General features: G+C 57.4%; 10 protein-coding genes and 5 tRNA genes. 4 read left to right on the top strand and 11 right to left on the bottom strand.

What is annotated here, in order from left to right; genetic code table 11:
- The 11 genes from ACXWTF_RS11885 to ACXWTF_RS11835 form a co-directional block, all read right to left on the bottom strand.
- Positions 1-417 (bottom strand): SufE family protein, encoded by a 417-nt coding sequence (locus tag ACXWTF_RS11885; RefSeq protein ID WP_461715195.1) that lies wholly within the window; start codon positions 415-417, stop codon positions 1-3.
- Positions 418-464: 47 nt separating this feature from the next.
- Positions 465-1,616 carry a SufD family Fe-S cluster assembly protein gene (locus ACXWTF_RS11880; protein WP_461715194.1) on the bottom strand — a complete coding sequence of 384 codons (1,152 nt, stop codon included), beginning with the start codon at positions 1,614-1,616 and terminating at the stop codon, positions 465-467.
- Positions 1,613-2,359, bottom strand: a complete 747-nt coding sequence (sufC, locus tag ACXWTF_RS11875; protein WP_461715193.1) for a Fe-S cluster assembly ATPase SufC — start codon at positions 2,357-2,359, stop codon at positions 1,613-1,615. The genes ACXWTF_RS11880 and sufC overlap by 4 nt, the downstream gene beginning before the upstream one ends.
- On the bottom strand, positions 2,356-3,789 hold the full coding sequence (gene sufB / locus ACXWTF_RS11870) for a Fe-S cluster assembly protein SufB (RefSeq protein ID WP_461715192.1): 1,434 nt from the start codon (positions 3,787-3,789) through the stop codon (positions 2,356-2,358). The genes sufC and sufB overlap by 4 nt, the downstream gene beginning before the upstream one ends.
- A 1,249-nt stretch (positions 3,790-5,038) precedes the next feature.
- Positions 5,039-5,115 (bottom strand) — tRNA-Asp (locus ACXWTF_RS11865).
- A gap of 71 nt (positions 5,116-5,186) precedes the next feature.
- Positions 5,187-5,262 (bottom strand) — tRNA-Glu (locus tag ACXWTF_RS11860).
- A gap of 235 nt (positions 5,263-5,497) precedes the next feature.
- On the bottom strand, positions 5,498-6,526 hold the full coding sequence (locus ACXWTF_RS11855; protein ID WP_461715191.1) for a lactonase family protein: 1,029 nt from the start codon (positions 6,524-6,526) through the stop codon (positions 5,498-5,500).
- A gap of 290 nt (positions 6,527-6,816) precedes the next feature.
- Positions 6,817-6,892: transfer RNA gene (locus tag ACXWTF_RS11850), tRNA-Val, on the bottom strand.
- A 10-nt stretch (positions 6,893-6,902) separates the two neighbouring features.
- Positions 6,903-6,979 (bottom strand) — tRNA-Asp (locus ACXWTF_RS11845).
- Positions 6,980-7,061: 82 nt separating this feature from the next.
- Positions 7,062-7,137: transfer RNA gene (locus tag ACXWTF_RS11840), tRNA-Lys, on the bottom strand.
- Positions 7,138-7,197: 60 nt separating this feature from the next.
- Positions 7,198-8,292 carry a CinA family protein gene (locus ACXWTF_RS11835; RefSeq protein WP_461715190.1) on the bottom strand — a complete coding sequence of 365 codons (1,095 nt, stop codon included), beginning with the start codon at positions 8,290-8,292 and terminating at the stop codon, positions 7,198-7,200.
- Positions 8,293-8,449: 157 nt separating this feature from the next.
- On the opposite strand from ACXWTF_RS11835, the gene ileS reads away from it, so the two are divergent.
- The 4 genes from ileS to guaB are packed head-to-tail and all read left to right on the top strand — an operon-like array spanning position 8,450 to position 14,124.
- Positions 8,450-11,212 carry an isoleucine--tRNA ligase gene (ileS, locus tag ACXWTF_RS11830; RefSeq protein WP_461715189.1) on the top strand — a complete coding sequence of 921 codons (2,763 nt, stop codon included), beginning with the start codon at positions 8,450-8,452 and terminating at the stop codon, positions 11,210-11,212.
- Positions 11,205-11,330, top strand: coding sequence for a hypothetical protein (locus tag ACXWTF_RS11825; RefSeq protein WP_416768374.1), 126 nt, complete (start codon positions 11,205-11,207; stop codon positions 11,328-11,330). Before ileS ends, ACXWTF_RS11825 begins: the two co-directional genes overlap by 8 nt.
- Positions 11,327-12,667: an Asp-tRNA(Asn)/Glu-tRNA(Gln) amidotransferase subunit GatA gene (gene gatA / locus ACXWTF_RS11820; RefSeq protein WP_461715188.1), complete on the top strand. Its 1,341-nt coding sequence runs from the start codon at positions 11,327-11,329 to the stop codon at positions 12,665-12,667. The genes ACXWTF_RS11825 and gatA overlap by 4 nt, the downstream gene beginning before the upstream one ends.
- Before the next feature lie 11 nt (positions 12,668-12,678).
- Positions 12,679-14,124: an IMP dehydrogenase gene (guaB, locus tag ACXWTF_RS11815; RefSeq protein WP_461715187.1), complete on the top strand. Its 1,446-nt coding sequence runs from the start codon at positions 12,679-12,681 to the stop codon at positions 14,122-14,124.
- Positions 14,125-14,196: the final 72 nt, after the last annotated feature.

The following is a 14,196-nucleotide window of genomic DNA, read 5'->3' as shown; positions in this document are numbered from 1 at the left end:
TCACTCCCCTTTGCAGGCCTTGGCGTACCCGTATATGACGTTGAGGAAGGCTTCGAGCCCCTGCTGGCGGACGGGGCTGAGCAGCTCCATAACACCCATCTCTTTCAGTTTGTTCGGATCGAAGGCGAGGATCTCGTCGGGGGTCCTATTGTGGAAGATGCCCAGCAGCATCACGAGCATCCCCTTGGCGATGATGGAGTCCCCCTCGGCCTCGAGGAGGATCTTTCCCTTGTCATAGGCTTTGTGCAGCCATGCCAGGGAGGAGCATCCTTTGATGATGTTCTCCTCGGTCTTGTACTGAGGATCGAGCTTGCCTGCCTCCTTGCCGAAATCGAGGATGTACTCCATCTTCACGTCTTTGTCGGGGAGGAGGGCAAGGTCCTCTTTGTAGAGCTGAACCTGTTCATCCATCGTCATGGTATCTCCTTTAATCGTAATACGTAGCACTTAGCACACAGCACGCTTCACTCTGTAAAGTATGCCGCTTCGAAATCGGCACGGATGCGTTCGGCGTAGGCGCTGTCGCCGACACTGCCGATGAGGGCGTCGGCGAAGGCGAGGACGAGCATGCTGCGCGCCTCCTCCTCGGCGATCCCCCGCGAACGCAGGTAGAAAAGCGCGTCTTCATCGAGCTGGCCTATGGTCGCACCGTGGGAGGCTTCGAGTTCGTCGGTATAGATCTCCAGCTGCGGCTTGGCGTACATATAGGCCTGCGGGGAGAGCAGCACGGCTTTGGTGTTCTGCCGCGCGTCGGCGTAGCGCGCCTGCGCGTCGACGCGGATAAGGCCGTCGAAAATCCCGGTGGCCGCGCCGCGCAGGACGCTGCGCGCCTCCTGGACGCAGGTCGCATGGGGCGCGTGATGGTTGATATGCACGACGTTGCCCCGGCGCGCAGTGCCCGACGCCATCAGCAGGTGGCCGGCGTCGCAGCGGGCATGGGCCTCCAGGTCGATTTTGTAGAGGTGCAGGGCCTGGGCGCTGCCGAAGTCGAAGGTCTTCAGCTCCAGTCGGCCGTTTTCAGCGAGATGGAAGCGGTGGGTGCCGATAAGCGCCGTCTCCTCCGCCGTGCCGCGCTCGTCCCTAATCCACCGCAGGGCGGCACCGTTGCCGATCTCGGCGTCGATGCCGTACAGTACGAGGCTCTCCGCGCTTCCTTCCCCCTCGAAGGTCTCGAAGATCTCCGCATGTTTTTCCGGCGCGACGGTGACAGAGAGGCGGTAGGGGAGAAGGGTCCGGGCATCACTGACGATGTGCCGGAGCTCAAAACTCGCATTTTCATCAATATGCAGTGCAATGACGGCAGGCGCCAGCAGGTGCGAGAGAAAATAGAGCGCGTCGTAGTGGTCCGGATCGGCCATCAATTCGGAGGGGTAGGAGACAGAGCAGTCCGCCGGGAGTTCGGTGACAACCCCGTCTTCGATGACGAGGCGTTCGCCGGTTTTCGGGGTGTGCGCCGCGGCCGTCTTGAGGGTGTAATCCCTGGTAAGCAGGGGCTTGACCGCAAAATGACGGTACTGCTCCGTTTTATTGCCGGGAAGGCCGAGCTGCTTCAGCCGCTCGAACAGCGGACCGGGGGATCGTTCCCGGACGAGGTCAAGGCTCAGCGCACCCATCATGCATCCTCCGCGATCGCCCCGTAGCCCTCGGCTTCGAGGCGCTTGACCAGTTCCGGACCGCCCGTTTTGACGATCCGGCCGTCTTGGAGGACATGGATGTAGTCGGGGTCGATATAGTCGAGGATGCGGCTGTAGTGGGTGATGACGAGGAAGGTGCGCTCCCCGTTCTTCATCCGGTTGATCCCCTCGGAGACGGCTTTCAATGCGTCGATGTCGAGGCCGGAGTCGATCTCGTCGAGGAGGATGACGTCGGGTTGCAGGATCTCCATCTGCAGGATCTCATTGCGTTTTTTCTCGCCGCCGGAGAAGCCTTCGTTGAGGTTGCGCGAGATCATATCCGGTTTCATCCCCAGCTGTTCGACGTGGCTGCGCATCAGCCGCAGAAACTGCGCCGCGTTCGTTTCGGGTTTTCCCTCGTGGCGCTCTTTGGCGTTGAGGGCGGTCCGCAGGAAATAGGCGTTGTTGACGCCGGGAATCTCGACGGGGTTCTGAAAACTGAGGAAGATTCCTTCCAGCGCCCGCTCCTCCGGTGCCATCTCCAGAACGTTCTTGCCGTTATAGAGGACCTCACCTTCGGTCACGTCGACATCGTAATGGCCGACCACTGCTTTGGAGAGGGTCGACTTTCCCGCGCCGTTGGGGCCCATAATGGCATGGACCTTCCCCTTTTCCAGAGTGAGGCTGAGGCCTTTGAGAATGGTGTTGCCGCCTATGGCGGCATGCAGGTTCTTTATCTTCATCATCCGACACTTCCTTCCAGGGTGAGATTGAGCAGCTCTTTGGCTTCGACGGCGAACTCCATGGGGAGCTGGGCGAAGACCTCTTTGCAGAAGCCGTGGACGATCATGGAGACGGCGTCCTCTTCGCCGATACCCCGCGAACGGAGGTAGAAGAGCTGCTCGTCGCTGATCTTGCTCGTCGTCGCTTCGTGTTCGATCTGCGCGGAGGCCTCCTGCGACTCGAGGTAGGGGAAGGTGTGGGCCCCGCACTCCCCGCCGATGAGGAGGCTGTCGCACTGGCTGAAGTTGCGCGCACCCTGTGCGTTGGGCCCTACTTTGACCAGCCCGCGGTAGCTGTTCTGGCCGTGCATGGCGGAGATCCCCTTGGAGACGATGGTCGAACGGGTGTTTTTCCCGACATGGATCATCTTCGTGCCCGTGTCCGCCTGCTGGGCGCGGCTCGTGACGGCGACCGAGTAGAACTCGCCGACGCTGTTGTCGCCTTTGAGGATGCAGCTGGGGTATTTCCAGGTGATCGACGAGCCCGTCTCCACCTGGGTCCAGGAGATCTTGGAATTGGCCCCTTCGCAGATGCCCCGCTTGGTAACGAAGTTGTAGATCCCCCCTTCGCCCTCGCTGTCGCCTGGGTACCAGTTCTGGATGGTGGAGTATTTGATCTCCGCGTCTTTTTTCGCGATCAGCTCGACGACGGCAGCGTGGAGCTGGTTCTCGTCGCGCTGCGGGGCGGAACACCCCTCGTTATAGGAGACGTAGCTGCCTTCGTCGGCGATGATGAGCGTGCGCTCGAACTGGCCGGTGTTCTGGGCATTGATGCGGAAATAGGTGGAGAGCTCCATCGGGCAGCGGACCCCTTTGGGAACGTAGACGAAGGTGCCGTCCGTGAAGACGGCGGCGTTGAGGGCGGCATAGTAGTTGTCCGTCATCGGAACGACGGAGAACATATACTCCTGCACAAGCGCGGCATGGTCGCGCATCGCCTCGGAGATGGAGCAGAAGATGATCCCGAGCTCCTGGAGGGTGTCGGCGTAGGTCGTCTTGACCGAGACGGAGTCGAAGACCGCGTCGACGGCGATGCCCTGAAGCATCTTCTGTTCATCCAGGGGAATGCCGAGTTTGTCGTAGGCTTCAAGGATCTTGGGGTCGACCTCGTCGAGGCTGTTGGGGGCTTTTTTCGGGGCGGCAAAGTAGGAGATGGCCTGGTAGTCGATGGGGGTGTAGTGCAGATGGGCCCAGTGGGGCTCCTCCATCTTTTCCCATTTATGCAAGGCCTTGATGCGCAGCTCGGTCATCCACCCCGGTTCGTGTTTCTTGGCGGAGATGAAGCGGATCACATCCTCGTTCAGCCCCGGGGGAACGGTGTCTTCTTCGATATCGACGGTAAAGCCGAGTTCGTAATCTTTTGCAAGAATTTTGTCAACTTCAGCCTGTGCCATAGCGGCTCCTTTTAAGGGCATCACCAAAGTCCCTGTGTGGAGCTCAGAGAGCATTTGAAGCATGAGATTTTTTTTGTTTTCATTGAAGGCCTAGCCAAAAGCTAAGTCAAGATGAAAACGGAAGAAAGATCGTGCTTCAAACGCTCTCCCGCAGGGCATAACAGTGAAAAGCCATACTCAGCGTTGCCACTTTTCGACTTAGCTAAGGCTAGGTCTTCAAAGCGTCGCCTTGATTATGACTTTCTCTGCTATGCTGAGACCACACAGGGATTTTGGTGATGCCCTCGTGTCTATCCAGCCACTATAGAGCAAATAAGACAAAATTAGTCTTAAAAAATAAAACAGTCACAGATGCTATGGTGAAATAAAGTCGGCGTATTTCGGAATGAAAGAAAAAGGTTGAGAATAGGTGATTTGATTGTAAAAGCATGGCGCGGTGGACGTGAGAAGCGTCACAAAACGTGAACTGCTTCACGTTTTTAGCTTTGAAACCGGCGTGTTGTCGAACAGCGTGAGACCACGAAGGTGGTGTCATAAACAGAGAGCGGAGCGATACCTTGATAGCGAAGCGGGTGAGAGTGTATTGGAACGGTTGGACATAGGTTAAAATAAACGTGTTTTGATTGTAAAAGCATGGCGCGGTGGATGTGGAAAGCGTCATAAAACGTGAACTGCTTCACGTTTTTAGCTTTGAAACCGGCGTGTTGTCGAACAGCGTGAGACCACGAAGGTGGTGTCATAAACAGAGAGCGGAGCGATACCTTGATAGCGAAGCGGGTGAGAGTGTATTGGAACGGTTGGACATAGGTTAAGATAAACGTGTTTTGATTGTAAAAGCATGGCGCGGTGGATGTGGACAGCATCATCAACCGCGAACTGCCTCACGCTTTTATCTCCGAAACCGGCGTGTTATCGCACAGCGTGAGACCACGAAGGTGGTGGCATAAACAGAGAGCGGAGCGATACCTTGATAGCGAAGCGGGTGAGAGTGTATTGGAACGGTTGGACATAGGTTAAAATAAACGTGTTTTGATTGTAAAAGTATGGCGCGGTGGACGTGAGAAGCGTCACAAAACGTGAACTGCTTCACGTTTTTAGCTTTGAAACCGGCGTGTTGTCTAACAGCGTGAGACCACGAAGGTGGTGTCATGAATAAAGAGCGGAGCGATACCTTGATAGCGAAGCGGGTGAGAGTGTATTGGAACGGTTGGACATAGGTTAAAATAAACGTGTTTTGATTGTAAAAGCATGGCGCGGTGGACGGGACTCGAACCCGCGACCCCCTGCGTGACAGGCAGGTATTCTAACCAGCTGAACTACCACCGCACATGAAGTAGAGCGAAAGTATACTTCGCTAACTTTAAAAAGAGCTTTTTGGGCATCGAAAAGCACCCGTATGGCGACCCTTGAAGGATTTGAACCTCCGTCTCTACCATGAAGTGGCAGCGTCCTTGGCCCCTAGACGAAAGGGTCATCGTGCAAAAGCAGGGGAGGATTATACTGCGAAGTTGCCTATTCTGTTATTAATTTATCGAAAATTGCTGCTTTGTCCACGGTCTGGAAATCGGGTCTCTTTCTTCGTCGTGAAAACTGTCCAATAAAAAGTGATGAGAAGCATCTTGGCTTTTGCCGATGTGTGTGAATGGATGGAGTGTTATTGTAAAAAGGTGTACCGGGAAATGTACCGGTACACCGTGCAGTTGCAGGCTTAATGCGCCGTGATCAACATTTTAGGTCCGACACCAACGGCATATTTGCTGATTGGTGTCAATGCACCCGTATCGCCGATCTCGAAAGCACTTACATTATTATCGTCGTAATTTGCGACGTAAAGCGAGGTACTCTTGGAGTCGACGGCCACAGATTTCGGATGACCGCCGGAGGCATAGGTGTCGATGTATGTCAGCGAACCGTTTGATTCGACGTTGTATGCATTGACGGAAGCATCGGATTTCGTTGTCACATAAAAATACTTTCCGTTCGGTGTTACGGCACAGCTTTTCATACCGGAACCGGTGGTCGTGACCGGGAAACCGGCCATGAGGGTGATCTCGCCGGTCTTCTCATTCACACTGAAGCCCTTGATCTCATTGCCGGTGGCATCGACTGTATAGAGGTAATCGCCGTTCGGGGTAATGGCCAGCCAGTTGTTGGCCCCTGAAGCCGCATAGGGCGTATTGGGCGTGCCGGTGTAATTACCGTCATTCGTGATGACATGCCCGTGGATCTCACTCTCTTCCGTACCGACATAGAAGAACTTGCCTGAGGGGTGCATGGCGATGGAGTGTGCCTCATACTCCGATGTCGGCGAGAAAGGCTGTTCGGTCAATGCGCCCGTCGTTGTGTTGATCTTGAATGAATGCAACTCATACTCATTCTGGTCGGTAACGTAGAGGTATCTGCCGTTCGGTGAAATAACGGCGTTCAGGGCCATACCCACCACTCGGGTGTTTGCAAGGTGTGTCAGGCCACCGCTTGCATTGAGTTCCCAGGTATCGATGCTGGCTGAAGAGGTGTTGTCCCAATCGTCAACGTTCATCGAATAAACGAATTTACCGTTTGGATGCTGCACCAAACCGGTCGGGTTGGAACCTGCCGCCATGACCGCAACCGGCGTCAGCGCACCCGTTGCCGTGTCACGGGTGAAAGAAGAGAGCGTGTCATCTTCCGCATTTGCTGTGATGACATATTTGGATTTAGGAACACTTGAACTGCTGCTGCCACATCCCGTGGACATAACCAATGCTGCTGCCAGTAATGACAGACCTATTAAACCGATGTTTTTCATAGCCATTCCTTTATGTTGATAACACAGCATGGCATAACAAAAATTAGCAGTGGCTTAAGATGTTAAGCCCTAAAAACAGGGGTTTTTGAGGATAGTATTATTAAATATTTCTATATGTTACAAAGTGGTTAACTGTGTAATTTTTCGATGAATGGGAGTGTGCGCTTCTGACGATGTTTGTATCGCGTTTATGCAACTGTTGATAGTGGCTTTTGTGATACAAAAAGATAAAGAGTGAGTGGTGGGCACTACTGGACTCGAACCAGTGGCATCTACCTTGTAAGGGTAGCGCTCTACCAACTGAGCTAAGCGCCCGAAAAAAAAGTGGCGCGGTGGACGGGACTCGAACCCGCGACCCCCTGCGTGACAGGCAGGTATTCTAACCAGCTGAACTACCACCGCATCCGTAATAAGTAGGGCGAAATTTTACCGCTTAATCTTTAAAATCAGATTAATTTGGTGTCATTTCATTTTGCAAAATAGATGGTGTCCCGTGTTGGATTCGAACCAACGGCCACATCATTAAAAGTGACGTGCTCTACCAGCTGAGCTAACGAGACATGCTCACAAATGCAAGGCCGAAATTATAGGGAAATATGCCTTATAAAGTCAAGAAAATCTCAAGAAATTTTGAAAAAAGTTTTTTTATCCAGGAGCATCAGCATTTTAACCGCATGCAGGACCGTCTGTTCCTGTATATAGTTGCGGTCGCCGCTGAGGTGCAGACGCGCCGTATCGAGCGCCTCCTTGCTGCGGACGGCGACCTGGACTGTACCGACGGGTTTTTGCGGCGTGCCCCCCGTCGGTCCCGCGACGCCGCTGACGGCAATGGCGTAATCGGCGCCGGAAACTTCCAGCGCACCGGCGCTCATCGCCTCGACGACTTCGCGGCTGACGGCGCCGTGGGCTTCGAGGGTGGCGTTTTCCACTGCGATCCACTCGGATTTGAGCCGGTTCGAGTAGGTGATGAGCCCCCCCTCAAAAACGCCGGAAGCGCCGCTCTCTTTTGTAAGGTAGTAACTGAGCAGGCCGCCGGTGCAGCTTTCGGCGAAGGTGACCGTCTTGCCCGCGCTGTCGAGGGCCTCGATAAGCCAGAGGGCGATGTTGTCCGCCGCGACGGCGCTCGGGAAGCGGGTCATGAGGTGCTGGACGGCACCGTCGACATCCCCGAAGCGTTCCGCTTCCAGGCGGCACTGCAGCCAGCCGGGAATAGGCGCGGTGAGGGCATAGGTCACCCGGTAGCTCTCCGCGAACTGTTTCAGAACGGGCATCAATGCCGCCTCGTCGCACTCGAAAAGGTGAACGAGGGCACCTTCGGAAGGGGTGGTCATTAACTCCGGGGCGGGCAGTTCACCGCCGTTTTCGACCTGCATCACGTGCAGATCGAGGCTGCCGTCACTGAGACGGTAGTACGCCGGGGTTATACTGCGGGAGCGGGAAGGAACGAGCCCCTCGTCGCGCATGACGAGAGCGTCGTCCGTCAGTGTGGCGAGCTCCCTGGCGACGAGGGGGGCGAGGGCGGGCTCGCAGAGGATAAAAAAGGTCTCTGCTTTTTCCGAGGCACAGCTGCGTTCCGGAAAAAAACGCTCGGCTTCCCTGAAAAGAAAGCGCCGCTCAGGCGTGATGCCGGAACGGGCAAAATGGCGGTCGATATAGCGGCACATCGGCTGGTTTTCGATCAGGCCGTCGCCGATAAGAAAAAGGGAGTACTTCATACCGTGAGTATAGCGCAAAACGCTCCGTTGCCGGTGAAGCGAAGATTGCGCCACGTTCGGCCCCGGGGCAGGAATAAACAGCTTTTTTTAATGGGTTTGAAGCTATAATGCACCAATTTTTTAGATTGAGAATATTCGCCCTTCTTGAAGGAAAATGATGGATTACAAAGCGACACTGCTCCTGCCCACGACGGACTTCGCCATGCGCGGCAACCTGGTCCAGAACGAACCCAAACGCTACGCCGAATGGTTCGAAACGGGTGTGTACGAGACGATGAAACAAAAACGCGAAGGGGCCCCGTCTTTCACCCTGCATGACGGCCCGCCCTATGCCAACGGCCATACGCACATCGGCCATGCGCTCAACAAGATCCTCAAAGACATCATCGTCAAGCAGCACTACTTCAACGGCAGCAGCGTCCGGTTCACCCCGGGCTGGGACTGCCACGGTCTGCCGATCGAGCAGCAGGTCGAGAAGAAGCTCGGCGGCAAGCAGAAGAAAGAGGCGCTCTCCACGGCCGAAGTGCGCAAGCTCTGCCGTGAGCACGCCCAGAACTTCGTCGGCATCCAGCGCGATGAGTTCAAACAACTCGGCATCATCGCGGACTGGGACAACCCCTACCTGACGATGGATTACAAGTTCGAAGCAAACATCTACCGCACGCTTTGCGACGTGGCGAAGAAGGGACTGCTGGTCGAGCGCAGCAAGCCGGTCTACTGGAGCTGGGCGGAACGCACGGCACTGGCCGAGGCGGAAGTGGAGTACGAGGACAAAGAGGACTACTCCATCTTCGTCGCCTTTGAGCTGAGCGAGGAGTCCAAGGTCCGCCTCGGCATCGAGGGCAGCGCTGCGCCGGTCATCTGGACGACGACCCCGTGGACCCTGCCGGCCAATACGGCAATCTCCATGAACCCGGAGGAGCAGTACGTCCGCAGCGCCGACGGCTACATCGTCGCGAAGAAACTCTACAGCGCGCTCAAAGAGCAGGAGATCGTCAAGGGCGAGGTCGTCCAGACCTTCGACGCGACGCAGTTCGAGAACCTGCACGCGGTGAACCCGCTCAACGGGCGCCGCTCGCAGATCGTGCTCGGCGAGCATGTTTTGATGGATAACGGTACGGGCTGCGTCCACACGGCGCCGGGCCACGGTGAGGACGACTACCGCGTCGGGCTCAAGTACAACCTCGACGTTATCATGCCCGTCGACGAGACGGGCTGCTACGACCAGAGCGTCGTGCGCGAACGCCTTATCCCGGATGCAGAAAGCTTCGTCGGGATGCATATTTTCAAAGCGAACGAGCCGATCATCGAGCTGCTGGGCGACAGCCTGCTCAAGGTCAGCAAGTTCAACCACTCCTACCCGCACTGCTGGCGTTCGCATACGCCGCTGATCTTCCGTGCGACAAAGCAGTGGTTCATCGCCGTTGACGAGAAACCCGAAGGCCAGAGCAAGACCCTGCGCGAGATCGCCCAGGAGGAGGTCGAAGCGACGACGTTCTATCCGGAGTGGGGCCGCAACCGCATCAAGGCGATGGTCGAGAACCGCCCGGACTGGTGTATCTCCCGTCAGCGCGACTGGGGCGTGCCGATCGCCTTCTTCCGCGTCAAGGCGACGGGCGAGGTCGTCCTGGACGAGAAGGTTCTCAACTTTACCGCGATGGTTTTCGAGATGCACGGGACCGACGCATGGTACAGCATGCCGATCGAACAGCTGCTCTACCCGGGCAGCGGTTATACGGCCGACGAACTGGAGAAGGTCAACGATATCCTCGACGTCTGGTTCGACAGCGGCTCGACGTGGAACGCCGTGCTCAAATCCCGCAACTATGATGCGGGAACCTACCCGGCGGACGTTTACCTCGAAGGGAGCGACCAGCACCGCGGCTGGTTCCAGAGTTCACTCTTTCTCAGTGCGGCCGTCGAACACCGCGCGCCGTACAAAGCGCTGATCACGCACGGCTTTACGATGGACGGCAAGGGCGAGAAGATGTCCAAGTCCAAGGGCAACGTCGTCGCCCCGGACAAGGTACTCAAACAGTACGGTTCGGAGATCCTGCGCCTGTGGGTAGCGCTGGCCGATTACCAGAACGATCAGAAGATCAGCGATGACATCCTGAAGCAGACGGCGGAGCAGTACCGCAAGCTGCGCAATACGTTCCGGTTCCTCCTGGCGAACATCAACGACCTGGAAACGATCGTGCCGTTCGGCGAGATGGGGGTCCTGGACCAGTGGATCGTCTCCAAGGCCTCCCACGTCTTCGACAACGTCCACGGGCAGTTCAAACGCTACAACTTCGTCGGCGGGATGAGCACACTGAACAACTTCATCGTCAACGAGTTGAGCGGGATCTACCTCGATATTACGAAAGACCGCCTCTACTGTGACGCGCAGAACGATCCGCACCGCCGCTCCAGCCAGAGCGCGATGGCGCTGATCACCCGTTCGATGCTGCTGCTTGTCGCACCTCTTCTCACCTATACGGCCGACGAGATCGTCGAGGCGGCCCCGGCGGTGATCAAGGGCGATGCCGCGAGCATCTTCGACCTTGAGTACGCGTCGATCGACGTGCCGACGAGCACTTTCAATGAAAATGCGCTGGTCAAGGTCAGAGAGGGGATGTACGAGATCGTCGATGCCCTTAAAAAAGAGAAGAAGATCAAGAGTACGCTGGAACTGGCACTGCATACGGACGCGGCGATCGTGAAAGCGCTGCCGCAGACCGAGGCGGAGGACTGGTTCGTCGTCTCCGGCGTACTGCCCCTTGAGACGGCGGGCGAGACGCTGGGCGAATTCGAGGTGGACGGCGAGCGCTACGTGATCGCGGCGGCGTCGCTGCAGAAGTGTCCGCGCTGCTGGAAATTCCATGCCCGCGAAGAAGAGGCCCTCTGTGCCCGCTGCGCGGAGGTGACCGGTGCCTGATCTGGCAGCCCCCGTACCGATGGGCTTCATCGCAGAGACGGTCCTGGTGATCTTCGCCGTGATTGCGATCGGTATCCTGGCCGTGCGCCGGGCAAAAAAAGCAAAGGATGAACATTGATGACGCTTAAGGAAGCTTTGAAACTTTCGCCGGAAGCGCTGGAGAGCCTCCGCGCCGAACTGAAGTCGAAGATCGAAGGCGACAGCGAACTGGGGGCCTACGTGGGTCTGGAGAGTGCCGGCAGCGGCGTTCCCATTGCGATCAAGGATAACATCCAGGTCAAGACGTGGAGCGTGACGTCCGGCTCGAAAATCCTGCAGGGCTACGTCGCGCCTTACAACGCGACTGTCGTCGAAAAACTGCTCTCGGCGGGCCTTTCGCCGTTCGGCCGTACCAATATGGACGAGTTCGCGATGGGCTCCACGACCGAGAGCAGCTACTACGGCAAAACGCTCAACCCGCGCAACCGCGGCTGCGTCCCGGGCGGCAGCTCCGGCGGTTCCGCGGCGGCGGTCGCGGCGGGGCTTGCCGTCGCGGCGCTGGGCTCCGACACCGGCGGTTCCATCCGCCAGCCGGCGGCATTTTGCGGTATCGTCGGGATGAAACCTACTTACGGCCGTGTCAGCCGCTACGGCCTGGGTGCCTATGCGAGCTCGCTGGATCAGATCGGCCCGATGACGCAGAATGTCGAAGACGCCGCGATCCTGTACGACATCATCAGCGGTTACGACCCGAAAGACTCTTCGAGCGCGGACGTCGCCTACGAGAGTGTCGCGGACAAGCTTGACCCGAACCGCAAACTGACCGTCGCGATCCTTCCTTCCTACCTTGAAGGGGCATCCGACGCGGTCAAGCAGGGCTACAATAAGGCGGTCGAGGCACTCAAAGCCGCGGGCCATACCATTGTCGAGAAGTCGCTGATGGACGCCAAGTACGACATCTCCGCCTACTACATCACGGCGACGGCGGAAGCGTCGACAAACCTCGCGCGCTACGACGGTATCCGTTACGGCAGCCGGGTCGAGGGCGAGAACCTCTCCGATCTCTACATCAAGAGCCGCTCCGAAGGCTTCGGTGAAGAGGTGAAGCGCCGTATCCTGCTGGGGAACTTCGTCCTTTCCAGCGGCTACTACGACGCCTACTACGTCAAGGCGCAGAAGGTACGCCACCTGATCAAGGAGGAGTATGAGAAGCTCTTTGAAGAGGTCGACCTGATCCTGAGCCCCGTCGCGCCGGACACCGCGTACGAGTTCGGAGCCCTCTCCGACCCGTTGCAGATGTACCTGAGCGATATCTATACCATTTCGGTCAACCTCGCCGGCCTGCCGGCGATCTCTCTGCCGGTCGACAGGGCGGAAAACGGCATGCCGGTCGGGCTTCAGCTGATTGCCAAAGCCTTTGATGAACAAACACTTTTCGACGGTGCGCTCAGTCTTGAGCAGGCCGTAAACCTTTAAGAAGGAGTCCCATGAAAATCCGTAAACGTGCATTGACGTTCGAAGACGTCCTGCTGGTCCCGCGTTATTCCGAAGTGCTGCCCAAAGAGGTCAGCCTCACGACAAAACTCACCAAGAACATCACGATGAACATCCCGATGGTCTCTGCGGCGATGGATACCGTGACCGAGTACCGTGCGGCGATCGCCATGGCACGCCTGGGCGGTATCGGTATCATCCACAAGAACATGGACATCGAAAGCCAGGTCAAGCAGATCAAGAAGGTGAAAAAGAGCGAGTCGGGGATCATCATCGACCCGATCTACGTCTACCCGGACGCGACCCTGGCCGATGCCGAGGCGCTGATGCAGGAGTACCGCATTTCCGGCGTTCCGGTTGTCGACCTTTACAACAAACTGCTGGGGATCCTCACCAACCGCGACATGCGTTTTGAAAAGGACCTGAGCAAGCGCGCTGACGCCGTCATGACGAAGATGCCGCTGATCACGGCGGGCAAGAACATCTCCCTCGATGAAGCGGAGCAGATCATGCACAAGAACAAGATCGAGAAACTGCCGATCATCGACGACGAGGGGCACCTCCAGGGGCTGATCACCATCAAGGATATTAAAAAGCGCATCGAGTATCCCACCGCGCTCAAAGACGAATTCGGCCGTCTCCGCGTCGGCGCGGCGATCGGCGTCGGACAGCTCGACCGTGCGCAGGCACTTGTCGACGCGGGTGTCGACGTGCTCGTCCTCGACTCCGCCCACGGCCACTCCAAGGGGATCATCGACACCGTCAAGGCGATCAAGGCGCAGATGAACATTGACATCATCGCCGGGAACGTCGCGACGGCCGAGGCGGTCGAAGCGCTGGCCGAAGCCGGTGCGGACGCCGTCAAAGTCGGTATCGGACCGGGATCGATCTGTACAACGCGTATCGTCGCAGGTGTCGGCGTACCGCAGATCTCTGCGATCGACGAGTGTGCCGAAGCGGGCCGCCGCGTCGGTGTGCCGATCGTGGCCGACGGCGGGATCAAGTACTCCGGTGACATCGCCAAGGCGCTTGCCGTCGGTGCGAGCTGTATCATGGCCGGTTCACTGCTGGCGGGGACGAAGGAGTCTCCGGGCGACCTGATCAACTACCAGGGGCGCCAGTACAAGTCCTACCGCGGCATGGGCTCCATCGGGGCAATGACGAAGGGGAGTACGGACCGTTACTTCCAGGAAGGCACGGCGGCGGACAAACTCGTACCGGAAGGGATCGAGGGTCGCGTACCGTACCGCGGGCCGATCGCGGGCATTGTCCACCAGATGATGGGCGGCCTGCGCTCCTCCATGGGCTACTGCGGTTCCGAGAGCATCGAAGCGTTCTGGCAGAACGCAGAGTTCGTCGAGATTACGAGCGCGGGGCTCAAAGAGTCCCACGTCCATGACGTCCAGATTACGGCGGAAGCACCGAACTATCATATCTGATCGGTATACTAACGGATAGCGTAAGCGTTCAGCTTCACGCCGCTGCGCTACGAAAGACCGCCTTTGCCGGCG

The sequence above is a fragment of the Thiomicrolovo sp. ZZH C-3 genome, from assembly GCF_054862725.1.
The sequence above is the reverse complement of the archived record's forward strand: the minus strand, read 5'-3'. Positions and strand labels throughout refer to the sequence as shown.

Coding starts and splice junctions, on each gene's coding strand:
- ACXWTF_RS11885 (WP_461715195.1), bottom strand. CDS start 417: ATGACGATGGATGAACAGGTTCAGCTCTACAAAGAGGACCTTGCCCTC.
- ACXWTF_RS11880 (WP_461715194.1), bottom strand. CDS start 1,616: ATGATGGGTGCGCTGAGCCTTGACCTCGTCCGGGAACGATCCCCCGGT.
- sufC (WP_461715193.1), bottom strand. CDS start 2,359: ATGATGAAGATAAAGAACCTGCATGCCGCCATAGGCGGCAACACCATT.
- sufB (WP_461715192.1), bottom strand. CDS start 3,789: ATGGCACAGGCTGAAGTTGACAAAATTCTTGCAAAAGATTACGAACTC.
- ACXWTF_RS11855 (WP_461715191.1), bottom strand. CDS start 6,526: ATGTCCACGGGATGTGGCAGCAGCAGTTCAAGTGTTCCTAAATCCAAA.
- ACXWTF_RS11835 (WP_461715190.1), bottom strand. CDS start 8,292: ATGAAGTACTCCCTTTTTCTTATCGGCGACGGCCTGATCGAAAACCAG.
- ileS (WP_461715189.1), top strand. CDS start 8,450: ATGGATTACAAAGCGACACTGCTCCTGCCCACGACGGACTTCGCCATG.
- guaB (WP_461715187.1), top strand. CDS start 12,679: ATGAAAATCCGTAAACGTGCATTGACGTTCGAAGACGTCCTGCTGGTC.